The 24,327-nt window shown below is 46.8% G+C and carries 21 protein-coding genes; 8 read left to right on the top strand and 13 right to left on the bottom strand.

Going from position 1 to position 24,327, the window contains the following annotated elements:
- Positions 1 to 199 precede the first annotated feature (199 nt).
- Positions 200 to 991 carry a hypothetical protein gene (locus tag ACO0KW_RS07570; protein ID WP_423052269.1) on the bottom strand — a complete coding sequence of 264 codons (792 nt, stop codon included), beginning with the start codon at positions 989 to 991 and terminating at the stop codon, positions 200 to 202.
- Positions 992 to 1,370: 379 nt separating this feature from the next.
- On the opposite strand from ACO0KW_RS07570, the gene ACO0KW_RS07575 reads away from it, so the two are divergent.
- From ACO0KW_RS07575 to ACO0KW_RS07595, 5 genes are all read left to right on the top strand, one after another.
- Positions 1,371 to 1,739 (top strand): ArsR/SmtB family transcription factor, encoded by a 369-nt coding sequence (locus tag ACO0KW_RS07575; RefSeq protein ID WP_423052271.1) that lies wholly within the window; start codon positions 1,371 to 1,373, stop codon positions 1,737 to 1,739.
- The gene (locus ACO0KW_RS07580; protein WP_423052273.1) at positions 1,714 to 2,700 is read left to right on the top strand and encodes an SRPBCC family protein; all 987 of its coding nucleotides are present in this window, start codon (positions 1,714 to 1,716) and stop codon (positions 2,698 to 2,700) included. Before ACO0KW_RS07575 ends, ACO0KW_RS07580 begins: the two co-directional genes overlap by 26 nt.
- A 442-nt stretch (positions 2,701 to 3,142) precedes the next feature.
- Positions 3,143 to 3,595, top strand: a complete 453-nt coding sequence (locus ACO0KW_RS07585) for a DUF2147 domain-containing protein (protein WP_423052275.1) — start codon at positions 3,143 to 3,145, stop codon at positions 3,593 to 3,595.
- A gap of 378 nt (positions 3,596 to 3,973) precedes the next feature.
- The gene (locus ACO0KW_RS07590; protein WP_423052277.1) at positions 3,974 to 4,852 is read left to right on the top strand and encodes a MurR/RpiR family transcriptional regulator; all 879 of its coding nucleotides are present in this window, start codon (positions 3,974 to 3,976) and stop codon (positions 4,850 to 4,852) included.
- 93 nt (positions 4,853 to 4,945) lie between these two features.
- Entirely contained in the window at positions 4,946 to 5,191 is a 246-nt protein-coding gene (locus ACO0KW_RS07595) for a YdcH family protein (RefSeq protein WP_423052279.1), read from the top strand.
- Positions 5,192 to 5,497: 306 nt separating this feature from the next.
- Here ACO0KW_RS07595 and ACO0KW_RS07600 read toward each other — a convergent pair whose 3' ends face one another.
- The 6 genes from ACO0KW_RS07600 to ACO0KW_RS07625 form a co-directional block, all read right to left on the bottom strand.
- Positions 5,498 to 6,298, bottom strand: coding sequence for a DUF3025 domain-containing protein (locus tag ACO0KW_RS07600; protein WP_423052280.1), 801 nt, complete (start codon positions 6,296 to 6,298; stop codon positions 5,498 to 5,500).
- Positions 6,299 to 6,305: 7 nt separating this feature from the next.
- A complete protein-coding gene (gene pyrC, locus ACO0KW_RS07605; RefSeq protein ID WP_423052282.1) occupies positions 6,306 to 7,358 on the bottom strand; it encodes a dihydroorotase in 1,053 nt (350 codons plus the stop codon).
- Between the two features lie 137 nt (positions 7,359 to 7,495).
- Positions 7,496 to 8,536, bottom strand: a complete 1,041-nt coding sequence (locus ACO0KW_RS07610; protein WP_423052284.1) for a DUF6174 domain-containing protein — start codon at positions 8,534 to 8,536, stop codon at positions 7,496 to 7,498.
- Between the two features lie 176 nt (positions 8,537 to 8,712).
- Entirely contained in the window at positions 8,713 to 9,591 is an 879-nt protein-coding gene (locus ACO0KW_RS07615) for an amino acid ABC transporter substrate-binding protein (protein ID WP_423052286.1), read from the bottom strand.
- 310 nt (positions 9,592 to 9,901) lie between these two features.
- Complete coding sequence (locus ACO0KW_RS07620) at positions 9,902 to 11,188, bottom strand: Glu/Leu/Phe/Val family dehydrogenase (RefSeq protein WP_423052288.1); 1,287 nt, start codon at positions 11,186 to 11,188, stop codon at positions 9,902 to 9,904.
- A gap of 538 nt (positions 11,189 to 11,726) precedes the next feature.
- A complete protein-coding gene (locus ACO0KW_RS07625) occupies positions 11,727 to 14,234 on the bottom strand; it encodes a DUF1631 family protein (protein ID WP_423052290.1) in 2,508 nt (835 codons plus the stop codon).
- Between the two features lie 459 nt (positions 14,235 to 14,693).
- Here ACO0KW_RS07625 and ACO0KW_RS07630 point away from each other — a divergent pair, with 459 nt between their 5' ends.
- The 3 genes from ACO0KW_RS07630 to dxs are packed head-to-tail and all read left to right on the top strand — an operon-like array spanning position 14,694 to position 17,682.
- Positions 14,694 to 14,951 carry an exodeoxyribonuclease VII small subunit gene (locus ACO0KW_RS07630; RefSeq protein WP_423052292.1) on the top strand — a complete coding sequence of 86 codons (258 nt, stop codon included), beginning with the start codon at positions 14,694 to 14,696 and terminating at the stop codon, positions 14,949 to 14,951.
- Positions 14,948 to 15,835: a polyprenyl synthetase family protein gene (locus tag ACO0KW_RS07635; protein WP_423052294.1), complete on the top strand. Its 888-nt coding sequence runs from the start codon at positions 14,948 to 14,950 to the stop codon at positions 15,833 to 15,835. The genes ACO0KW_RS07630 and ACO0KW_RS07635 overlap by 4 nt, the downstream gene beginning before the upstream one ends.
- Positions 15,836 to 15,837: 2 nt before the next feature.
- Positions 15,838 to 17,682 carry a 1-deoxy-D-xylulose-5-phosphate synthase gene (gene dxs / locus ACO0KW_RS07640; protein WP_423052296.1) on the top strand — a complete coding sequence of 615 codons (1,845 nt, stop codon included), beginning with the start codon at positions 15,838 to 15,840 and terminating at the stop codon, positions 17,680 to 17,682.
- Positions 17,683 to 17,751: 69 nt separating this feature from the next.
- Here the strand turns inward: dxs and ACO0KW_RS07645 are convergent, their stop codons facing one another.
- The 6 genes from ACO0KW_RS07645 to ACO0KW_RS07670 all read right to left on the bottom strand — a co-directional run bounded on the left by ACO0KW_RS07645 (position 17,752) and on the right by ACO0KW_RS07670 (position 24,221).
- On the bottom strand, positions 17,752 to 18,693 hold the full coding sequence (locus ACO0KW_RS07645; RefSeq protein ID WP_423052298.1) for a CysB family HTH-type transcriptional regulator: 942 nt from the start codon (positions 18,691 to 18,693) through the stop codon (positions 17,752 to 17,754).
- A gap of 8 nt (positions 18,694 to 18,701) precedes the next feature.
- Positions 18,702 to 19,772 carry a sulfate/molybdate ABC transporter ATP-binding protein gene (locus ACO0KW_RS07650; protein ID WP_423052300.1) on the bottom strand — a complete coding sequence of 357 codons (1,071 nt, stop codon included), beginning with the start codon at positions 19,770 to 19,772 and terminating at the stop codon, positions 18,702 to 18,704.
- A 254-nt stretch (positions 19,773 to 20,026) separates the two neighbouring features.
- Positions 20,027 to 20,926, bottom strand: coding sequence for a sulfate ABC transporter permease subunit CysW (gene cysW, locus ACO0KW_RS07655; RefSeq protein ID WP_423052302.1), 900 nt, complete (start codon positions 20,924 to 20,926; stop codon positions 20,027 to 20,029).
- Complete coding sequence (gene cysT, locus ACO0KW_RS07660; protein ID WP_423052304.1) at positions 20,926 to 21,780, bottom strand: sulfate ABC transporter permease subunit CysT; 855 nt, start codon at positions 21,778 to 21,780, stop codon at positions 20,926 to 20,928. The genes cysW and cysT overlap by 1 nt, the downstream gene beginning before the upstream one ends.
- A gap of 123 nt (positions 21,781 to 21,903) precedes the next feature.
- The gene (locus tag ACO0KW_RS07665; protein ID WP_423052306.1) at positions 21,904 to 22,779 is read right to left on the bottom strand and encodes an EAL domain-containing protein; all 876 of its coding nucleotides are present in this window, start codon (positions 22,777 to 22,779) and stop codon (positions 21,904 to 21,906) included.
- A 413-nt stretch (positions 22,780 to 23,192) separates the two neighbouring features.
- Complete coding sequence (locus ACO0KW_RS07670; RefSeq protein ID WP_423052308.1) at positions 23,193 to 24,221, bottom strand: sulfate ABC transporter substrate-binding protein; 1,029 nt, start codon at positions 24,219 to 24,221, stop codon at positions 23,193 to 23,195.
- Between the last annotated feature and the right edge of the window lie 106 nt (positions 24,222 to 24,327).

Genomic DNA, 24,327 nt, shown 5'->3' on the forward strand with positions numbered 1-24,327 from the left:
AGTCTAATGGTTCTATCTCGCTCAAACGCGCATCCTAGTCTTGTAGGGCGGGTGCAACCCGCGCCGCCTAGACTATATGCAGTTGATCCACTAGCATACCGCGCGGGTTGCAGCCGCCCTACTAGGCTGAAGGTTTGGGCTCACAGGCCTGCGCAACTTCCGACACCGATACAATGTGATGAGGGATTGGGCAAGACGACTAATTTAGCGAATCACAATTTCTGTAACAATTGCTACCTCCCCGGCTATAACAAGTGTCCATTTCAATTTTGCATTGTTGATAAGCACGGCGAGCGGCATCGCTGTTTGCACGACCAATAGACTCTCTTGTTGAATTTTCGCGACGATTTTGATCTAATTGATCGCTGGCTTTCACAGCCCAGACACTGTTTGCATGCTTAGTAATAAGGGCTTCATACAATTCGACCGCTTTACCAATATCGCCATTTCGCATTAATGTGCCGGCCTTCAAATACATAGCTTGCGGGTTCTTATTGTTCAGCTCTCCCACCCAAGCTTTTTTGCGCGCATTTCCTTCGGCAATCTCTTTGGATTCCTTTTGCTCGCATTCTACTTTCGATGAACAGTCATAATAAAATCGTTTATAGATTTTATCGCTACGCCACAACCCAACTATAATGGGACCGTGCTGCTTACCAATTTCGGATATGCCTTCGGGAAGAAACGCGTCCGGCCCACTTGTGTAATGAATGCCAAATCCATGCCTTCCGTCGTTCACCCACTCGCCTTCATAACGACCGCCATTTGACCATTTATATGTACCTTTCCCATGCTTGTTACCATTCAAAAATTCGCCGACATACCTGTCCCTGCCAGCCGCTGTGCCCTTGCCATTTGCTAATCCATCACGACACGCACCGGTGTATTCGGATGCGATATCCCCATCATTGACTTTACAGTCCGACGCAATTGCATTAGAACCGCTTGCGCTCAAAATAAGGAAAGCAAACAGAAGAGTGATCTTTTGCATTATTGGCTCCAATTTAAAAAAGTTTTATTTGGCTTTAGTTGAAACGAACAAAAAATTGAAAGTTAAACCGCCTAACTTAATTTATCAACAACAAGGATCATAAAGGAAAATTTAGATAAATCAAATGCACAAAATCAGGCTCCGACAGATACTCCCGATAAACAAGACTGAATACGAGTGGAAATTTTGGAGTATCTCAAATGAATAAAGAATCAAATCATTACAAGGCAAGGCACGTCGCAGAACTACGAAACGGAATGAAGTGTCCGTTGACTCGTTCACATATTCCCCACCAAACCCTGCGCTAAAAAATTTCTTGACGCCTCCAAAAACTCAAACTAGTATTAAACCATTCGGTTAATTAACTAATCGGTACACTATGCAAGATCAACTGAGTTTAACGTTTTCGGCATTAGCCGATCCTACGCGCCGGGCACTCTTGGCGCAGCTTTCGCAAGGTGAGGCAAATGTCTCGGATTTGGCGCGGCCATTTCTGAATGACATGAGCTTGCCTGCTGTTACGAAACATCTCAAGGTTCTCGAGACTGCTGGTCTGATTACCAAAACGCGCGATGCACAATGTCGTCCTTGTAAGCTCAATGGTGAAAACCTGAAACTGGCAGCTGAATGGGTTGATCAATATCGCGCGTTTTGGGAACAGAGTTTTGATCGCCTTGATCTCTATCTACAAACCATCACTGCTGAAAAGAAAGGTAAAAAGAATGTCCGCAAATCCAAAAGCAAATGAAATCCGCCTCGTGCGTCTGTATGACGCACCCTTAGCCATGGTGTGGGATGCCTGGATCGATCCTGCGCAGGCGGCGCAGTGGTGGGGGCCGCGTGGTTTTACGCTCACTACGCACAGCAAAGATTTGAGCGTCGGTGGCACTTGGCGTTACACCATGCATGGACCTGATGGCACCGACTATCCGAATATCGCGACTTACCACGAAATCGAACAACACAAAAAATTAGTATATGACCACGGCGCGACGGAACTCACGCCACCACTGTTTCGCGTCACGGTCTTATTTTCCACGGTTGGTAAAAAGACGCAGATGGAAATGACGATGGCTTTGGCGACAGCAGAAGCTGCCACAGAGACACGCAAGTTCATCAAGCAAGCAGGTGGCGAATCAACCTGGGATCGCTTTGCGGAATATCTGGCTGAACAGATCGAACGCAAAGAACTTTTCGTCATCAACCGTAGCTTTGAAGCCCCGATCGATGTCATGTACGACATGTGGGCACAAGCCGAGCACATGTCAAAATGGACGCCACCGACAGGTTTTACCATGTCGTTTATACGCGCCGATATTCGCGTTGGTGGTGGTTCGTTCTATTTGATGACGAATGGCAGTAGCGAGAATAACGTCACCATGTACGGTCGCGTCGCCTACCTAGAAATGGACAAACCGAATCGTCTCGTCTACACCCAACAGTTTTGCGATGAACACGAAAACATCTCGCGTCATCCTATGGCACCGACCTGGCCAGAAACAATGCTAACGACGGTGCAATTTACTGCAGAAGCAGAGGATCGTACCCGCGTCACGGTGACGTGGGAGCCTCATGGTGCGGTCACTGCCGAGGAATTAGAAACGTTCATGAAAGCACGCGGCGGCATGACGATGGGTTGGACAGGTTCCTTCGACAAGTTGGAAGCTCAATTAGAACCACAGCTGAAAGCAACGCTGGCAACTACCTGATGATGTGATGGCGAGGCGGTTTGTTGCGCCTCGCCAACTAGCGATCCATTTTACGTATGGTCAACCATGCCTATTGAGATCATTTCTTAAGGCCTTCACCAGTTCCACAGAGGCACGGTCATGTCCTTGCAGTTTCCTACCGATTGAAGATATCGCAGGTACTGCCCCCGCCCCCTAGCCCTCTTCCCACTGGCGAGAGAGGGCAAGTTATTCCGATACCCACCACGTCTTTTGCCATTTACAAGACTCACTTCACTAGATCGACGCAATAACTCATCAAGAAACGGGAGATGTGGCGTGGCGAGTATGTTGTATATCGGTCATTTAAAGTTCTTATTCTAGTAAATTGGTTTCAGCTGTTAAAAACGCCACGTACAATCCAAGAGCAATCTTTCTCTACCCGAATATACTTACAACTAGCCAACAATAATTTGGAGACAACATGAATCAATCTGGTCTGTTTAAATTCAGTATCGCTGCGGTAACCCTTCTAGTCGCGCAAATCGCCAGCGCACAAAATTCCCCAACAGGATTGTGGAAAACGATCGACGACAAGACCGGCAAAGTAAAATCTTTGGTTCGCATTAGCGAGAGCGGCGGTGAGTTTCAGGGGAAAATCGAAAAGCTATTTCGTGATGCTGACCAAGATCAAAATCCTAAATGCGACAAATGTGAAGGTAGTAACAAAGATCAACCGTTTATTGGATTAACTATTTTATTTAACATCAAGAGAGATGGTGATGAATTTGGTGGCGGCAAAATTCTCGACCCTGCGAATGGCAAGCTCTACAGCAGCAAACTCAAGTTAGTTGAAAACAACAAAAAGCTGGAAGTGCGCGGCTATATAGGAATGCCGATGTTTGGTCGCACCCAGATCTGGCTCAGAGAAGAATAAGTTTCTTCAGCAAGAATCGACGATGGCAGCTTAGGCTGCCATTTTTTTGTCTCACTTTGTTGACTTGAGACGAGGCAAAATTCATTAATTTTTACATAGCCAATTCAAATTTTGTGATAGCAGATTACATCGCAAAGATTGATGAGTCCGGCTTCCTGTGGTATTTTCCAGCCTATTAATTCATCAGCACTGAAAACAGCAAAATAGTCAGCAAAACTTTCAGAAGATGAATGAATTAAAAAATGGTCAGTAGCAAGGTTCAGAAATAAGCTTACTCAATAATAGAACCGACTGAAATTTTCGCTGACTTATAAGTATTTGCAAGCACCTGCAGAGATGCGCAAGTCAGCAATCATCAGTACCACCAAGAAAATTATAATGAGTCCAAAAAAGAGTAAGGCCCGGGGGGGGTCAATTAATGAGCGTATAGGTCAACATTACAGCTCATTATCGAAGTCGCACAAAATCACCGCAGATTACGTCGTCGCTAATTCTTTCAGAGCCGCCACGATGTCGATTGATGAATTAGCTGATGCAGTCGGTATCTCCAACGCTACAGCCAATCGATTTGCACGAGCACTGGGATTTGATGGCTATCCACAATTTCGTGCGGAGTTGGTTTCTGGTTTTGAAACCATGCTAGCACCGATAGAAGAACTCCGTTCTGAGATCAGCCGTGCGTCTAGCAGCTCCGAAGTTATCAGCAGATCGCTGGCCGACGATATCGCCAATCTAGAAATCACGCGCCGTGAATTTCGTCCAGAAATGTGCGAACACGCGGTGAATATGATTTTAGAAGCCGACCGCATTTACATTGTCGGTTATGGCGCCAGCGCCTATTTGGGCGGCATCATGTGCCATGCGCTTACCAATTATTGCGACAGCGTACAGACTAACATCGGTACCGGTGGCTCAGCGCAAGTATCACGTACTCTCTATAAATTCACTGAACGTGATTTGGTCATCGCGATTTCATTTCCACGTTACTCCAGTGATGTGGTCACCTTAGTGACGCAGGCAAAAAAGCGTAAGGTGCCTATCTTGGCGCTGACTGACCGACCTGCGTCACCGGTTGCCGCGATGGCAGATATCACTTTGTATGCGCAAACCAAACCACAATTTAATTCCGAAGGCATCGTGCTATGTCTGATCGAAGCGATATGTGCTGCGGTCGCCAATCAATCGGAAGCTTCCGTCGATATTGCGGCAGAAACGACTGAATTGATGCTGCCTTGGTTGCATCACGGCAAAAAATAACGACTACTTGATCTAGATCAGTTCCGGCTTTGACTTAGGCTCTATCATTACTGGGTATTACTTAATCCCCAGAAATGTATAGGAGCTTTACTCATGCAAGTTGAACATCACCCATTGGCACTTGAATTTCCAGAATTTAAAGAGACGATTCATACTTTAAAATTGGCTAATGCACACTTCGCTAAATTGTTTGACGAATACACCGACACTGACAAAGCCATTAACCGCGCAGAAAATGGCGTAGAACATTTGGCAGATGCTGCGTTGGAAACTTTGAAAAAAATCCGTATCAATTTGAAAGACCAGTTATTCCAGTTGTTGCAAGCTCACGCAGCATAAACTTGTACGACACAATCTGTTCATTATCTGCATATCCTCTACTGACAGTATGATGTGCGGCGTATCAGGCAAGTAGCGATAAGCACCATTTAGGCGGACTTCGGTTCGCCTTTTTTTATCTTTGCAGTTTTGTCGCTATTCAGTGCTTCTTTCGTTGCTCTTTCGTCGCTCTTTCGTGACTACTAAGAGATCATGTCTTGAATAACACCAAAGCATAACAGTGTCATGTCTGACTCTTATTTGATGATCCTCTCTATGAGAGCATCTTTAAAATAGGTGTCGATTCGTCAGGGAATTTGAAAGGATTCAGGCAACTATGCGTTTGGGCCTAAACACAGAAACATCCGCATAAAAATCAGCATCCTGCCCCTCCCACCAACCCGGTATCCCCAGCACAGGTAAAGGTGTGTAATCGGCTGTACTTAACACATGCGTCCGCAGTTGCTCACTCACTTGGGCATCCAATTGTCGGGCTTGTTGTGCCTGATCTTGATGAAAGAAATCCGCCTCTACCCACACCACCCAGGCATGCGCGGTAATTGCCTTATAGGGTTGTACTAATTTTTCCATCAAGGCGTGGCCAAAGCTCCACACCTGTGCCACTTCAGCAAACTGTGCTCGCTGGCGTACAAAAACTTCCTGCCATTGATGTGCACGCAAAGCTTCTAAAATGCTTCGCCCCGCTTCGGATTTTTCCAATACCAAGAGCGCCGCATTTTCATCAAAGATCGTCGCGGCATCACGGGCGGGGCCGCGCGATTTTCCTATGCCTAAACTAGCGATTTGCGCCGCTTGCAAAGCATTCAATTGACGTTTAATTTGTGGAAAGCTCAGCCACACAAGTGCATTAAAAAAGTCATGCAGATTCTCACGCGTCGGCACTTTCGCTTCCGCACTGATATGACTTTCGTAGGCAACGCCTTCTGGCAATTCTTCTTGCAAAATAAATTGCAATGGCAAGTCGCGATGATTTTGCAAACCCTGTTCGCGAGCGGCCAGATTCAACCCGGCACGCCAATCCTCCTGCACCAAAATTTTATTGGCAGCGGGGAGAATGGAAGCCAGCCACGGACGTGACCAGTCGATGACCGAGTAAAACTTTGTCATTGTCAACTTACGCCGACACTTTCCAATTCATCGTCTCACCACCATTTAAAGGTACCAAAGTACCATCGAGATAACTCAACTCATTCGGTAAGGTCCAACTCTCGCGTTTTAAAGTCATGCGGCCCGTGTTGCGTGGCAATTGATAGAAATCAGGGCCAAAGAAGCTCGCAAATCCTTCCAATTTATCTAACGCACCAACTTGATCAAACGCCTGTGCATATAATTCCATCGCGTGCAAAGCCGTGTAGCAACCAGCGCAGCCACAAGCGTGTTCTTTCACGCCCTTAGCATGTGGTGCAGAATCGGTACCGAGGAAGAAACGTGGATTACCTGAAGTTGCTGCCTTCACCAAAGCCTGACGATGCGTTTCGCGCTTCAATACTGGCAAGCAGTAATAGTGTGGACGAATCCCACCTTTGAAAATTTCATTGCGGTTGTACAACAAATGATGCGCAGTAATCGTCGCCGCAATCGGGCCGCTCGCTTCCGCGACATAGGCTGCGGCTTCGCTGGTAGTGATGTGTTCAAACACGACTTTAAGTTCCGGCATGTCGGCACGCAAAGGTTTCATCACGGTATCAATGAAGACTGCTTCACGATCAAACAAATCGATCTCAGGGCTCGTCACTTCACCATGCACCAAGAACGGCATACCGACTTCTTGCATGACTTCTAAAGTCTTATAACACTTACGTAAATCGGTTACGCCTGCATCGGAATTGGTCGTCGCACCGGCCGGATATAACTTGACTGCATGTACAAAACCGCTGTCCTTCGCACGACGGATTTCATCAGGCGGCGTATTGTCGGTCAAATACAAAGTCATCAAAGGCTCAAACAACATACCTGCTGGCAAAGCCGCCAAAATACGCTGACGGTAGGCTGCAGCCAATTCAGTCGTAGTCACCGGTGGCTTCAAGTTCGGCATCACAATCGCACGCGCAAATTGCGCAGCAGTGTGCGGCAGGACGGTTTTAAGAGCATCACCATCGCGCAAGTGGAGATGCCAGTCATCTGGACGGGTGATTCTTAATTCTTGGATAGTGGCGGTAGAAGTCATGAGAACTCACTGAGCTAAAGTTGATAGTGCGTATTGGATCGCACATGGATAGCCCGTATTTTACCTTTTTAGTGCGTAAAGATCGATTTCTATCACAGAACCACAGGCCTACCGACTACCACCAATCACCCGTCAGCTTAATCTAGTCCAAAATCAAACACATAAATTCCAAGTTCTTCATCGGCTATATTTGCTGAATAGTCGACAAAGACGTTTTTCAAATAGCCATACTGTGCATCAAATGACAATCGTACTGAATCGGCTTGTTTTACAAAGGCTTCATCAGCGAAACCGAAGATGTCTTTGATGGTTTTGATATTCTTATCGTTGATCCCTCGATCAACCGGAAGATGTCCGTTCTTTGTGTACGCCTCGGTGACGCGTCCATTGCGCACCACAATGGTGATTGCTTCAGCCGGCAAGCAATAACAGTCATAAGCATACGTATAGTGATAATTTTGTACATTTGCGGCATCCCATTTCTGTTTTCCAGCGTTCAGCAATAAGGCATCAATGTTGAGAATGAGATTTTTGCGCTCCGTGATTTGCCGCATCATGGTAAGGATTTGGGAAAACTGCACAGTAGCCAATCCCTGTTTCATTGCACTAAGTTTGTCTGCGTAGGTAACCGTCTTTGGTTGATCATTGTAGGCAAAGAGATCAGTTACCTGCTGGCTTAGCGGGAGATGGTGAAAGTCGCTTAACATGCTCAGTTTGAGTACATTGTGAAGTACGTCCTTCACTTCTTCTTCAGCAGAGGTGATGCTAGTTGGCGTCACATTCTTTGTAATTACATCTGGATTGAAATGCACAAAAAAATCTGACGACTCAGAACGCAATACACGGGTCGTTAATAGCTCAGTTAAAGCGGTAATATTCACAGCTTCGCCTTGCATACTCAAGGCATGTAGCTTTTGTTTGCCATTGTCTGTACTCAGCTCTAGCATGCAGGGCAATTCAAGCTGCCGTACAGCGATACTAAATTTTCCGTCCGCCTCGGTCTTCGCACTTCCACTGCCACGTCGACATTTCGCTAAAACCGGTGCACCAGCGACTGGCTGCGCATCAAAAGCAAGGCCCGTTAGATATTGCGGACTGCCTTGATCAGCCCCCTGCCCACCGCATGCGACCAGTAATCCAGAAACGCCCACGCATAAGATTACGCACAATGATTTCATTTACTCACCTCCCAAAAAAAGTAAATGAATGTTAATTTAAAAAAGTAATATTTGAGCCCGAATTGCTTCTCAAATTTGTCTGAAATCTGTATCAGATGTAATCTCGAAAAACGATGTCATTCGAAAAGATGTCCTCACATTCACGAGCAATACTGCGCGCAGGCGAGGGATCTGACTTAGTTAAATACTTTATCGGAAGGAAACCGCAGGCTGTCGCGCAGTAAGAAATTCATCGGCAAAGCGTAATTAAGGCCAGAGACCGGCAATGGTTGCATGAACCATTTATCGTAGAGTTTGCTCAGTTCACCGTCATTCATCATTCTGGCGACTTCTTTGTCGACCAGTGCTTTCATGGCGGGATCATCTTTGGCCAGCATGATGCTTTGCGCTTCTATACCTAGGCCATCGCCAACAATTTTCCATTTTTCAGGCTGAGTTGCGGTAGCGCGCAAGCCTGCCAGACTCATTTCTTCTATCACGACGGCATCTGCTTTACCCGTTAGCAATGCGTCAAACGCTGCACTTGAAGTGCTGACCTCTATCAGGATTAACGCAGTATCGCTGAGGCGTGTTTGCTGGCGCAATAAATTCGCGGTGGTACTACCTCGCAATATGACTACACGTTTTTGGCTTAGATCAGGCCAATTCTTGATGGTGGAATCGGCTTTCGTCAATATCCGTGTAGCAGAGAAAAAGTAGGGAATCGTAAATGCGACTTGCTTGCGTCGCTCAGCGGTGTTGGCGGTAGTGCCACATTCGAGATCGGCTTTTTCTTCCTGCATTGCGATAAATCGATTACTGGGATTTACCAACAAATAACTGACCGCCAATTGTGGAACTTTGATTTCGCGTTTGATTCGTTCGACAACTTTGCCGCAGATATCCATCGCGTAACCTATCGGCTTGCTATCTTCAGATAAATAAGAAATCGGAATACTGGCAGCGCGATGCGCGATGATGATGGTTTTGCGCTCTTTGATGCGCGCCAGAGTGTCGGCGGCGTTGGCTTCTGCGGTGAATAGCAGGATTAAGGCATAACTTAACAGCTTGAACACGGTGTTCCTTCGTGGGGAAATGATTGCCGTGGTATTTTACACTTTGAGGGGTTTGTGTGTTGTGGGTGCTGGTTTGGATTGGTTTGGTTTGGATTTCTTTCACTTACAGCTTTGCGAGCTATGGCAGGGAGTGACACGGCGGCCACTCACCTTCTTTATCTAAAATCACGAATCATTGAGCCAAGAGAAATTTGATTCTCGGGATGCAGATCAAGGCCGAATTTTCAACTTCGGTGGAGCAATATGTCAATATTGCGAGCATTTGCAACGCCGAGCTGCGCCCGAGAATCGAATTTATCGCCGCGCTCAATTAAGGGTAGAGACCTCTGACTTCCCGCGCTTGAAGTACTCGTGTACAGCCAATAATGAACGCAGCAGTACGCAAAGAAACTTTCTTGTCTTCGGTGACTTGCCATACTGAGCTAAAAGCTTCTTTCATGATGCGGGTTAAACGATTATTGATTTCGTCTTCAGTCCAGAAATAGCTGGAGAAATCTTGTACCCATTCAAAATAAGATACGGTTACACCACCAGCATTCGCGATCACGTCTGGTACCACCAGCACGCCACGATCACGCAAGATATCGTCAGCTTCTGGTGTCGTTGGACCATTTGCGCCTTCGAGGATAATCTTGGCTTTGATCTCGTTCGCATTGACTTCCGTAATTTGCTGTTCCAACGCGGCTGGGATCATAATATCGCAATTGACTGACCAGAATTCATTGTTTGGCAAGACTGCTTCTATGCCTTCAAAACCAGCCACGCTGCCGTGTGTTGCGACGTGGTCTAACAGCTTCGGTACATCGAACCCATTCGAGTGGAAAATCGTGCCACCGTGATCTTGGACTGCGACGATTTTGGAACCGGCTTCAGCGAATAAGCGTGCAGCGATACCGCCGACGTTACCAAAACCTTGTACCGCAATTTTTGCACCGGCAATCGTCACACCTTTTTTCGCAGCGGCTTCACAACCGACCACGAATACACCACGACCCGTCGCTTCACGGCGACCTAAACTACCACCGAGGGAAATTGGCTTACCAGTGACGACACCGGTCGCAGTACGGCCTTCGTTCATGGAATAGGTATCCATCATCCACGCCATCGTTTGTTCATTGGTATTGACGTCCGGTGCTGGAATATCTTTATCTGGGCCAATGATGATACCGATTTCGGACGTGTAACGACGTGTCATTCGCATCAATTCGCCACGTGACAAGGTCTTAGGATCAACCCGGATACCGCCTTTAGCGCCACCGTATGGCACATTGACTGCAGAGTTTTTAATCGTCATCCATGCCGACAAAGCCATCACTTCAGACAGTGTCACATCTTGATGAAAACGCACGCCGCCTTTACCTGGGCCGCGCGAAGTATTGTGCTGTACACGATAGCCTTCAAAGTGGGAAATCGTGCCATCGTCACGTTCGATGGGTACGTCCACCACCAATATACGTTTAGGACGTTTTAAAGTCTCGACCCAACGTGACAAACTGCCGAGGTATGGTGTTACGCGGTCGATTTGTTCCAGATACACATTCCAAGGACCTGTCGCATGTGGTGTCAGATATGAAGGAATTTGATGATTACTAGACATGATAAGTCTCGCTTATTTCAGTAAATTTGGGATAAATCTTCTTGGGGTTAATTTCTTATATTTGACCGGATTCAGCACGATTAAAGATTGGCACCGAGTCCATCAAAGGCAGCGAATCTTAAGGCAAGTACTTGCACGTTCTCCAATGCTTTGTTTGCATCTAACTATGCATGAAATGCATAATGTCTATTTCGCGCACTTAGATGGTGATTTTTCACTCTTCACGGAGGATTTCGCCTGATCCTCAACAAAAACGCAAAAACCTTAAGCTACAGTCGACTTTCCAGAGAGTGAGCAAACCTTATAGAGACGACTTTGAAGCAGGATTCGGAAAGAATATTCGGAAACTAAGAAAAGTGATTTTTCTTGAGCTGGCGCAGGCCGATCAGAAATTTTCGGCAGCGACTTTGAAATTTGGAGGAATACATTTGCGTTATCAAAAGAAGCAAACTGCAAACTTTACGACTTTGAGATCGAGCCAACGTATAAAAAAATGGGAGGGCAAAAGAGCCGGGAGACGAACAAATATTCTCCCGATTTAAGCGGAAACTGGGTCTGGCTCTGACATCGATTTAGGCTTACTCAAGGCTTCCAACAAGGCTTTATCGACCACATGATCAACGGATACCACCGTCGCACGACCATCCCGGAAATTTCTTTCTAATTCATCGACGGCAACCGAGAAGGATTTTTCTTTTTGACTGGACGTAAAGATAAACAAACTACGCATGGGGCTGATCCATGCCAGTCTGACTTTTTGTAAGCTGTCGTCCAATTTGCGGAACTGCACCCATTCGCCCCGCTCCAAATTCGCAACGGCCGCGGTCGCATCTTCAATCGCCCGTTCTAGCTTAGCGACAATGGATTCTTCACTGATTTCTGGCGTAACACGCACTGTCTGACTTGATGCGTTGACCTGTTCAGCATCTGCGGATGAGGCTGTAGGTGATGCTGCATCCACACCCGCAACTGTTTCGTTTGTGCCATCGGCCGCAGCAAGCGCAGCATTGACTTTTGCTTGCGTTTCTTCTCTCGTTTTTTGCTCTGCTTCGATCTTCGCATTTTCTAGCGCTTGCGCAACCAACGCCATTTTTTCAGCTTCGTCCGCTTGAGCTTTTAATTTGGCATCAGCTTCTGCTTTGGCCCGTTTTTCCAGACGGCGTTCCGTCGCAATCTTGGCAGCTTCGACCGCGATTTCCATCTGACGCTCTGGCGACAATTCCAATGGGGCACGAACAATGGACGCGTGGCATTCTGCCAAATCGGCGAAAAATTGTACGCGATCTGCATCTTCCCACTTAATCAAACTGAGCCATTTATTCAAACGCGCCAAAATGCCTGGCAGGCGGTTAATCATGTCCTGACGCTGCGCCAAAGTAATCTTAGGTTTGATACTCCAAATCAAATCATCCATGGTCTTGATCGCGTCTTCAACCGCATGAGGCTTTTGATCTTGTACGCTGTAAGCCAGAGTCAACACTTTGGTCCAGCGATTTTCCAAGAAAGTCTCGACGAAAGCGACAACTTCGCCAGTCCCTATGCGCATAGAAATATCATTGGTCGCGGAGATGCTGGCCTGCTTAAATTTTTCTCTTTGCAGGGCGCGATTAATCGGCGCTTGCAAAGATTCGATGGTTGCCGCTTCTTCTTTCTTGATGAAATTTTCAAGATCAGTGACGACCTCATCAAATAGATCCAACTGTTGATCGAATTCTTTTTGCACCCGCATTACATTGCGTTGCATCTCGCGGAACAAAGGATCGTCCTGACCTTTTTCTGGATCTAATTCAACACTGTATTTCGATAACAAGTCGATCAGGCGACGTGCAGGATGTGCATCTTGGAAGAAGAAATCTTTATCAATCAAGGCTGCTTTTAATACGGGAACTTGCAATGCACTGATTAATTCTTTAATGGGATCGGCAATCTCACGGTTACTTAATACACCGTCGAATACATGCGACATCAAATCAAAGGTATGCTTTTCAACGCCGGTATGAAACATCGATGGCATTTCTTGGCGCATATTTGATAAGCGTACTGCTTGCTGAGCACCCGATACTAATTGATGTATCGCCATGTTCTTCTGAACACCTGCCAGATACTGGAACAACTCGGAATTGGCGGGCTGGAAATTCGTTGCCGGGCCTGGAAAATGAAATCCTCCAGCCGCCTGCGATGACGACGCGCCTGCACCCGCGCCCGCAGCTCCTGCAGAGCTACCCACAGCATTTGCGGGTATACCTGATTGTTCAGAAAAATACTGTTCAAGTTTTTTGGTAACTTCGTTCTTCACCACCTCGCCGACACGCGCTGCTTCCGCACTCGCTTGTTTGCGTTTCATACGATAAGACTCTTGCAGATCAGGGAGTATTCCACGAACCACCAATAACTCGTTTAAAGCTTGGTATACCGGTCCCAAATTAAAAATCAACTCACTAATTAGGGGTAATACATAATCATGTGCATTCTTCTCAGGATTAAACTCACACCATCCTGTATTGAGAACTCGCAGAAACACTTCTGGCCTGAAGGGATTTTGGGTAAGATTCAGGGTCTCAATTCCGAGTAAGCTAGCCAATCGCATATTCAGAGCGGCCAAACTTTCTGCGTGATCTAATTCCAAAGTGCGGCTTGCGCGACTGATGCTCAATTTCAAATCCATCTCTTCATACGAGACGAGCGTCATTCCTTCATCCGCTAGACCGACAGGTGTCTTTTGCTCTGGGTTGCGAATCGCAGCAGCTTCGCTTTTGAGCGTTTTTTCGAGAATGCCAGAGCAAAGGTAAAAATAAGTGTAAGTGCTGTTCTTGAGTAATTGCGCACCGTGAAAATAAAGCGCCGCTTCTTTAGCGTCACTCGCCTCTTCAGATTTGACAAATAAAGCATGCGACAAGCGCCCCGCAAAAGCATCGATCTGCGGAGAAACTAATTGATAGGCGTGTTGTACAAGAGCCTGCCAGGTGTCGAGCGCATCCAAAGAAATTGGCGCTTTGACCTTCTGACTCCCTTCGACTTGCTTCTGATGTGCTTGATTTTTGGACATACAAGAATTTTAACAACACTAATCGGATGAGTAATTACTGGACTAGCAACAATACAAGAATACAACAATACGATAATGAAATAGCTATTACGACAATTTTTCCAAATTAATGAGGATAAGTAATCACGACTATATTCAATTTATTTCCACATGGAAATGTTCGAAACGCAATTTCGCTCATTTTTTAGGCATTTTTTTGTTCCACACCAGGTTTTTTGGCATAAATCTCGTACAAATAATGTTTTTATTTTAATTATTGCATCAAACTACTGTGATTGATTCGATTTGAGCCAACTTAAACGCATGCTTACTTCTATTTCATTTCAGCTCTTTGCAATTCATAACAAGTAGTAGGATAACTCCACACAGCCAGCCCCTTTGCTCTAAAATACAGGGTTTTCGAGGATCGCTGGCTAGTCTTCATTTGCCGCTCCTGCAATCTACCGTGCATACTACTCTATGTCAAAGAAATTACCGTCTAATGCCACACCAAATTCGTTCGAAAGTGCGATGGCAGAACTGAGCGAATTGGTGACACAAATGGAAACTGGCCAACTTCCTTTGGAAGCTTCCATCACAGCTTACCAACGCGGCTCCGACCTCATCAAATATTGCGCAGCTCAATTAGAAAAAGTCGAACAACAAGTCAAAATTCTCGATGCTGGCATGTTAAAACCTTTCTCTACCGATGCCAGCAATCATGAGGATCAGGCATGAGTAGTCAATTTCAGGCATGGATGAAATCCATACAAGCAGATGTCGAAGTTGCCCTTACCAACTATTTACCCGCTCTGAACCAAGCACCACAGACCTTGCATGAAGCGATGGCATATGCCGTATTGGATGGTGGCAAGCGCGTGCGTCCATTGTTGGTATTTGCAGCAGGAAAATTATTTGAAGCACCGACAGAATTATTATCCCGTGCAGCTTGCGCGGTCGAAATGATACACGCCTATTCCTTGGTACATGATGACATGCCTTGCATGGATGATGATGCACTTCGTCGTGGCAAACCGACCGTTCATAAGAAATATGACGAGGCGACGGCCCTGTTAGTTGGCGATGCCTTGCAGGCGCAGGCATTCTTAGTATTAAGCGAAGCAGAAGCCTGCGCTGATCACAAACTGCCGATGCTGCAATTATTGGCGCAAGCTTCAGGTTCTGTCGGTATGTGTGGCGGTCAAGCGATCGACTTGGCCAGCGTCGGTAAGGCCTTAAGCTTGCCTGAGCTAGAACAAATGCACAGACTAAAAACTGGCGCGCTGTTACGTGCTTCTGTGTTGCTGGGAGCGATGAGCGGCAAGCGATTAACAGCCGAAGAGATTAGCTCGCTCGATCACTACGCGCGCGCAATTGGTCTCGCGTTTCAAGTTGTCGATGATGTGCTTGATGCGACTGCTGATTCTGCGACCTTAGGCAAAACCGCCGGCAAGGATGCTGCCGACAACAAGCCGACTTATGTCTCACTTTTAGGTTTAGATGCTTCGCGCCAGTTAGCTGATCAACTCTGCCAAGACGCACATCAAGCCGTATCCCCATTTGGAGAATCCGCCCAGCATCTGCATGACTTAGCAGATCTCATTGTTCAGCGGAAAGCATAAACATGTCCTTACTATCTACGATTAACTCACCGGCGGACCTACGCCAACTCAATCGCACGCAACTGAGCGGACTGGCAGATGAATTACGCCAATACGTGATTGATTCCGTCTCCAAAACGGGCGGTCATTTATCTTCCAATCTGGGCACAGTTGAACTGACGATTGCCCTGCATTACGTGTTCAATACGCCGGAGGACCGCTTAGTATGGGATGTCGGCCACCAAACCTATCCACACAAAATTCTCACCGGACGTCGCGACCAGATGCATAGCCTGCGTCAACTCGATGGCATCTCTGGCTTTCCGCGCAGAGTAGAAAGTGAATACGATACTTTCGGCACAGCACATTCATCAACTTCTATTTCTGCTGCACTTGGCATGGCATTAGCCGCGCGTACCAAAGGCGAATCACGCCATGCAGTTGCGATCATTGGCGATGGCTCCATGACGGCTGGGATGGCATTTGAAGCTTTGAATAACGCGGGCGTCTACGATGACATCAATATGTTGGTGGTGCTCAACGATAACGATATGTCGATCTCGCCACCCGTCGGCGCTTTAAATCGCTATCTGGCGCGTTTAATGTCGGGTAAATTTTATGCCGCAGCACGTAATGTCGGTAAGTCCGTCTTGCCACCACCAATGTTAGAACTGGCACGTCGGTTTGAAGAACATGCAAAAGGCATGATCGTTCCAGCGACCATGTTTGAAGAATTTGGATTTAACTATATTGGTCCTATTGATGGACACGATCTGGAATCGTTGATTCCGACGTTGCAAAATATTAAGAACCTGAAAGGCCCGCAATTTTTGCATGTCGTCACGAAAAAAGGTCAGGGTTATAAACTCGCTGAAAACGACCCAATTTTGTATCATGGCCCAGGCAAATTTAATCCGGCTGAAGGCATCAAGCCCGCCGCTGCGCCAGCCAAAAAAACTTATACCCAAGTCTTTGGTGATTGGCTGTGCGATATGGCCGCTGCCGATAACAAGCTAATTGGCATTACCCCCGCGATGCGCGAAGGCTCTGGCATGGTGGAATTTGAACAGCGTTTTCCACAACGTTACTATGACGTTGGTATCGCTGAACAACACTCCGTGACTTTTGCTGGCGGCATGGCGACTGAGGGATTGAAACCCGTAGTCGCGATCTATTCAACATTCTTACAGCGCGCCTATGATCAACTGATTCATGACATCGCTTTACAAAATCTCGATGTCACTTTCGCCTTAGATCGTGCGGGTTTAGTCGGTGCTGATGGTGCGACACATGCAGGTAATTACGACTTGGCTTATCTGCGCTGCATTCCGAATATGGTAGTGATGGCCGCCAGCGATGAAAATGAATGTCGTCAAATGCTGACAACCGGTTACAACTATCCGGGTCCGGCAGCGATTCGTTATCCACGTGGCGCGGGCATCGGGGCGACAATTGAAACAGCATTAACTGAACTGCCTTTAGGTAAAGCAGAACTCAAACGACTGGGTAAAAAAATCGCGATTCTGGCGTTTGGCTCTATGGTGCACCCTGCTTTAGCAGCAGCTGAATCACTCGATGCCAGTCTGGTTAACATGCGCTTTATCAAGCCTATTGATACGGACATGATACAAGAGATGGCAAACACGCACGACGCCCTGGTGACGATAGAAGAAGGTTGTGTGATGGGCGGTGCCGGCTCTGCTGTTGCCGAAGTCTTAGCAGCGGCCAACATCAGCAAACCATTATTGATACTTGGTCTGCCAGATAAATTTGTCGATCATGGTGATCCTGCCCTACTGTTGGCGCAATGTGGTCTGAATGCAGAAGGAATAGAAGCTTCTATTCGCCATCGCTTCGCAAAGATCTAACAGAAAATCCAGTTAATGATGAATGCCGTCAATACCAGTGCAGGTATTGCCGGCATTTTTTATTGACGATTAAATTTCTTGTTCCGCCAACGCGGCACGAATATCTTCACGACTTAAATCTGGTGCAAATTTTTGAATGAAGTCGTAAGTATAAGCACGCAGATAGGCACCGCGACGCACCGCTAATCTGGTCACATTGGATTGAAATAGATGACTCGCAGAAATAGTACGCAATCCCTGTGCACGTTGATTTTCATTGCCCGACTCGATGGCCATCGAGGCGACCAATCCTACGCCTAAGCCAAGCGCAACATATTGTTGAATTACGTCCGAATCCATCGCGGTTAATACAATATCGGTACGCAATCCCGCCCGTTTAAACGCATCATCAATATGCCCACGTCCGGTAAAACCAACATCGTAAGTAATCAATGGGAACTTCGCCAAGTCTTCTAAACTTAGCTCCGCGTGGGCTAGCAATGGATGTCCATCCGGCACCACGACCACGTGATTCCATTCATAGCAAGGGAACGACACGAGATCTTTAAATGCCGATAAACCTTCGGTCGCTATACCGATATCCGCCTTACCTGATAAGACCCACTCAGCAATATGCTCGGGTGCACTTTGCTGGAGTGCGATACGCACTTCAGGAAAAGCGAGACGGAATTGCTGCACCACTTTCGGCAGCACATAGCGCGCTTGGGTATGCGTCGTTGCAATCGCTAAAGTACCACGCGCTTGATCAGAATAATCGTTGCCCGCCTGACGCAAATTTTCAGCTTCTAACAATAATCTTTCTATGATGGGCAAAATGCCCTTGCCTGGCTCCGTCAATCCGGTTAAACGTTTGCCATTGCGTTCAAAAATATCGACGCCTAACTCTTCTTCTACTTCGCGAATCTGGCGACTGACGCCAGGTTGTGATGTGTATAAAACATTCGCTACTTCAGTCAGGTTATAACCACAGCGGCAAGCTTCACGGATGGAACGTAATTGTTGGAAATTCATAGTCGTTCCTAGGCACTCACATTATCAACAAACACATGCAGACGTTTCGGTTTCACCACTAATGCTTCGCCCACTTGCAGATCCAAATGCACAGCGCGCTCAGTACTAATCATTGCTTCCACAACTTGTCCATTGTCTTCACGTACCAGTTCCAACTGCGCAAGCGGTCCTATGCCATGCACACGGCGTAGCTTCACTACCAAGCCTGTAGCACCTGCCGTATAGCGATCAATATCGAGTTCATGGGGACGCACGTAACCAGTACCAACCGCGTCACGCGTATCGGCATGGCCGGGCGCATCAAACGCTACGCCATCGGCATCCAATACACCTTCGTGCACTCGACCATGAAACAGATTCACGTTACCCAAGAAACCATACACAAACGGCGTAGCAGGATGTTGGTAAACTTCGTTCGGTGCGCCGACCTGTTCAACTTTGCCATGGTTCATCACCACGATTTGATCGGCAACTTCCAATGCCTCTTCCTGATCATGGGTAACAAAAATACTCGTAACGTGTAGTTCATCATGCAAACGACGCAACCATCGGCGCAGTTCTTTACGCACTTTTGCGTCGAGCGCACCGAAGGGTTCATCCAATAAAAGAACTCGTGGTTCGACAGCCAATGCACGCGCTAAGGCAATGCGTTGACGCTGTCCGCCGGAGAGTTGCGGCGGATAACGGTCTGCCAGCCAATCGAGTTGTACCAACTCCAGAAGTTTCGTGACCTTTTCTTTGATCTGCGCTTCAGAGGGGCGCAAATGACGCGGTTTCACACGCAGGCCAAAGGCAATATTTTCAAAGATGGTCATGTGTTTAAACAAGGCATAGTGTTGAAACACAAAGCCCACCTGACGCTCACGCACATGCTGATTTGAAGCATCTTCGCCATCCAACAAAACCTGACCACTGTCAGCATATTCCAAACCAGCGATGATACGTAACAAGGTCGTCTTGCCACAACCCGATGGCCCCAATAATGCCGTTAATTCGCCATTCGGAAAATCTAATGACACATTATCTAAGGCAGTAAAATTGCCGAAGCGTTTTTGCAATTGATTGACAGCGATGCTCATGTTTTTTCCAATCTTTCAAATTTTTTCAAAAACTTACACACATACTCCCTTCTCCCGCGAGCGGGAGAAGGGTTGGGGATGAGGGTCGTCAAGTAAGTCAATTGATGTTTCATTTGCATATACTAAATAGAGTCGGGAACATTAAATAGGCATTTCGCCAGTCTGAACCGCCCTCTCCCCTACCCTCTCCCGCCCACGGGAGAGGGAGCTTGATCCTTACTTCTACCTATCGCTTGCGAGAGAGGCACTGACTACTATTCCTGTGGAATACCCTGACGTGATTCGTCAGTTTTCCATTCCACTATTGTCTTCAACGCCAGCGTCACTAAAGCCAGCAAAGTCAACAAAGACGCCACAGCAAATGCAGCGGTAAAGTTATATTCGTTATACAAAATCTCGACTTGCAAAGGCATGGTATTCGTTTCGCCTCGAATGTGTCCCGACACGACCGACACCGCGCCAAATTCGCCCATGGCACGCGCATTACAGAGAATCACACCATACAACAAGCCCCACTTAATATTCGGCAAAGTCACGTGCCAGAAAGTCTTCCAACCCGAAGCGCCGAGCACCAAGGCGGCTTCCTCTTCCTCACTCCCTTGCGCTTGCATTAAGGGAATCAACTCACGCGCTACAAATGGAAAAGTGACAAAAACCGTGGCTAAAACAATGCCGGGTACGGCAAACAAAATCTTAATATCGTGCGTCCGTAACCACTCACCAAACCAACCTTGCGCACCAAAAAGCAAGACATAAATCAAACCAGAAATCACAGGAGAAACCGAGAACGGCAAGTCGATCAAGGTAAGCAAAACATTCTTGCCACGGAATTCAAATTTGGCGATTGCCCACGCCGCCGCAACCCCAAACACCAAATTGAGTGGCACGGCAATGGCCGCTGAGATCAAAGTTAATTTAATCGAGGACAGCGCATCAGGCTCTTGAATCGCTGTCAGATAAGTTGCCCACCCTTTGCGTAAAGCTTCTGAAAACACGGCAACCAAGGGCACGAACAAGAATAGCGTTACGAAAGCCAATGCCAATACGATCAAGAGAACTCTGACCCACATTGGTTCCATGGTTGCCTGCAATTGCAAGGGCGGCTCACTACGTTTTTGGGAAGTCGTGTTACTAGCAATACTTGTGCTTATCATTATTCTCTCCCCGCAGTTTGACGGCGACGCGTCCAAGCCTGCAAACCATTAATCGCCAATAACAAAATGAAAGAGATAATCAGCATCACCACCGCAATCGCCGTCGCGCCGGCATAATCGTACTGTTCCAATTTAGTGATCATGAATAGCGGCGTAATTTCAGAAATCATCGGCATATTGCCAGCGATAAAAATCACTGAACCATACTCACCAGTTGCACGCGCAAAGGCTAAGGCAAAGCCAGTCAATACAGCGGGCAGTATTGTGGGGAAAATAACTTTGATAAAGGTTTGCCAGTGACTCGCACCCAAGCTGATGGCGGCTTCTTCTAATTCTTTTTCAGCTTCCTCTAGGACTGGCTGCACGGTACGTACCACAAAAGGTAGGCCAATAAAAATCAAGGCAACCAAAACACCTAAGGGTGTGTAAGCGACTTTAATGCCCCAAGGTGCAAGTAGCTTGCCGAGCCAACCATTTGGTGCATATAAAGTCGCTAGCGTAATTCCTGCCACTGCAGTCGGAAGTGCGAACGGCAAATCAACAAAAGCATCAATCAAACGCTTACCCGGAAACTTATAGCGCACCAATACCCAAGCCAGGATGCCGCCGAAAATCACATTAATAAAAGCCGCGAGCAGAGAAGCACCAAAAGTCAGGCGATACGATGCCATCACGCGCTCGGAAGTCACGGTATGCCAGAACGCATCCCAAGTCATCGTGAAGGTCTTGAAAAATACTGCTGACAGTGGAATCAAGACGATCAGGCCCAGATAAAACAAGGTGAACCCAACTGACAGGCTAAAGCCAGGAATGACCCGACGTGCCTTTGCCCGATTTTTTGAAAGAAATGCCATGTGACGCCTTTATTACCGATTAAGCTATAGAAGTCACATGATTGCATGGTTAAGTTATATGGAAAACGATTTTTTTCATCTTTCTATAGTCGTTTTCCGCATAAGATGAACGACGTTAATCTTTCAAATACAGCATTGCTGGGTGTCTCGATAACCTGCCTTAGCAACAGCAGTCGGCACTAAGCCATTGTGCGGCGATGCAGGCAATACCGAGCGTGCAATATCCACAGCATTCCCCTGAATCCCGAATGCCGTCGGTTGCTGTGATGAAGTCGGTCGTTGTCGCAACCAGTTGATTTGGTCAACTTTACGCAAAATCACACGACATTGCTGTCGCGCCGCCGTCGACAAAAGCTTATCGAATCGGCCAAGTTCGTTCTCTGTGAGTGCGTTCTCTGCATTTAATTTCAACACGTCAGGGTTAACGCTATCTAACAGCTCGTACGCCTGTTCCACAGTCCGTGCATGTACCGCAAAACGAAATCCATTTCTTCTATAGTTTTTTGCGACATGTGCCACTGCCCAACCCTGACTCGGGGTAATCGCTGGCAGTTGTAATACGATACGTTGTTGAGGGATATCCAAGCTAGTCAACACGCGCTGAAACGCCGCACCGTGATTACCTGCAACAGCGGTCAATAGGCGACTGTGCACGCTCAAATACAGGTCAATATTTGGGCCAGAGTTTTGACGAAAAAAATTCAGCACATGGAGCAAGCGACATAAGCGATCAAGTTCAATAGATTCATCATCAGTCGTCGCGTGTTCTAACAATTTCAAGATACTCAAACCCGTATCGTTAATGGAAAAACTGCGAACCATGGCTTCATAGGCGAGCAACTCCAAATTCTGCTCTGAACGTATCGCTTGAAATACACTACTCAGACGCGCGTTAAAAAATCGTGCGGCTATGCGTCCATCATTTCCTACAAACAAATTTTCTACGTTCTTGTTTCGCAAGCATTCCAAATAAACTTCCAATCCCCTCTGCAACATCATTTCTCTCCTGAATAATTGATTTGATACAAATGAGTTCTAAACAAAGAGACTAAAAGAAAAATCAAATTTGGAAAACGAAGAAATTCAGACTTACATAGTTGAAAACTGCACAAAAATTTAGCTCAAAAAAAGCGCGATATTGCACGCATCTTCAAGTCAGAAAAAACCTGAAAATACAACAATACCGCGCACTACTACGCAGAAAATGAAGCCACTATAATTTTGAAACCGGAGGGGGAAAATTTCCGAAAAAATAGTGACCGTCACTACAGCGGAGCATCTCGAAGTTCTGGAACATGAAAAATTTGGGGGGATCACAAACCAATCTACTAGGAGATACAGCATCTTCTCGTATCACAAAAGAACAAAATGCGTCGTTACCTATCCCGTCCTGTGAAGTAACAGGAATAGAACTACTTCGCTTGATAAATTTGATCGAAGATACCGCCATCTGAAAAATGCTCTTTTTGTGCCTTAGCCCAACCACCAAATACTTCATCAATCTTAAATAAATTCACTTTCGCAAATTGGCCTGCGTATTTTTTTGCAGCAAGCTCGGCAGTCGGACGATAAAAATTTTTGCCAATAATGTCTTGCGCTTCATCGGTATAGAGATAATTTAGATAGGCTTCTGCTACTTTTCTGGTACCGCGCTTATCTACCGTCTTGTCGACGACTGCGACCGGGGGTTCTGCCAAAATGCTGACAGTTGGCGTCACAATTTGCAGTCTATCAGCACCAAATTCTTTCAGAGCCAAATAAGCTTCGTTCTCCCAAGTGATCAAAACGTCGCCGATACCGCGCTCGACAAAAGTCACCGTCGATCCGCGCGCACCCGAATCTAACACCGGCACATTTTTATACAACTTCTGCACAAAATCTTTAGCACTCGCCTGGCCACCTGCTTTCTGCTTAAGGGCATATCCCCATGCCGCCAGATAATTCCAACGTGCACCACCAGAGGTCTTAGGATTTGGTGTAATGACTGCCACACCTGGCTTCGTCAAATCGCTCCAATCCTTAATCGCTTTTGGGTTGCCCTTGCGCACCAAAAAAACGATCGTTGAGGTATACGGCGAGGCGTTATGCGCTAGGCGTTTCTGCCACACTTTATCCAGCAAACCCTTCTCGGCAGCGGCATCAATATCATAGGCCAAAGCGAGCGTAAGTACATCGGCATCTAAGCCATCAATTACGGCACGCGCCTGCTTACCGGAACCGCCGTGCGATTGCTTGATACTCACATTATCGCCAGACTTGGCTTTCCAATATTTGGCAAACCCAGCGTTCACATCTTGATACAGTTCGCGGGTTGGGTCGTAGGAAACATTGAGCAGCGTGATATCCGCTGCACGCACATGCAAGGGTATCAGAACCGCTAAGGTCGCTGAGACTAGTAAAGAGAAAATCAAGGCAGAGCGGGATTTTTTTAAAACATTCATTGGTTATGTTCTCCACAATTAGAAATGAATCAGACATGGATTAAGCATAAGCAAATCTTGAAATGTGGAGAACGAATGCTTTCGAGTTTGTTTATGCGTTTTTCAA

The organism is Undibacterium sp. Ji22W, from assembly GCF_049340305.1.
In the GTDB taxonomy this organism is placed as follows: Bacteria; Pseudomonadota; Gammaproteobacteria; order Burkholderiales; family Burkholderiaceae_D; genus Undibacterium.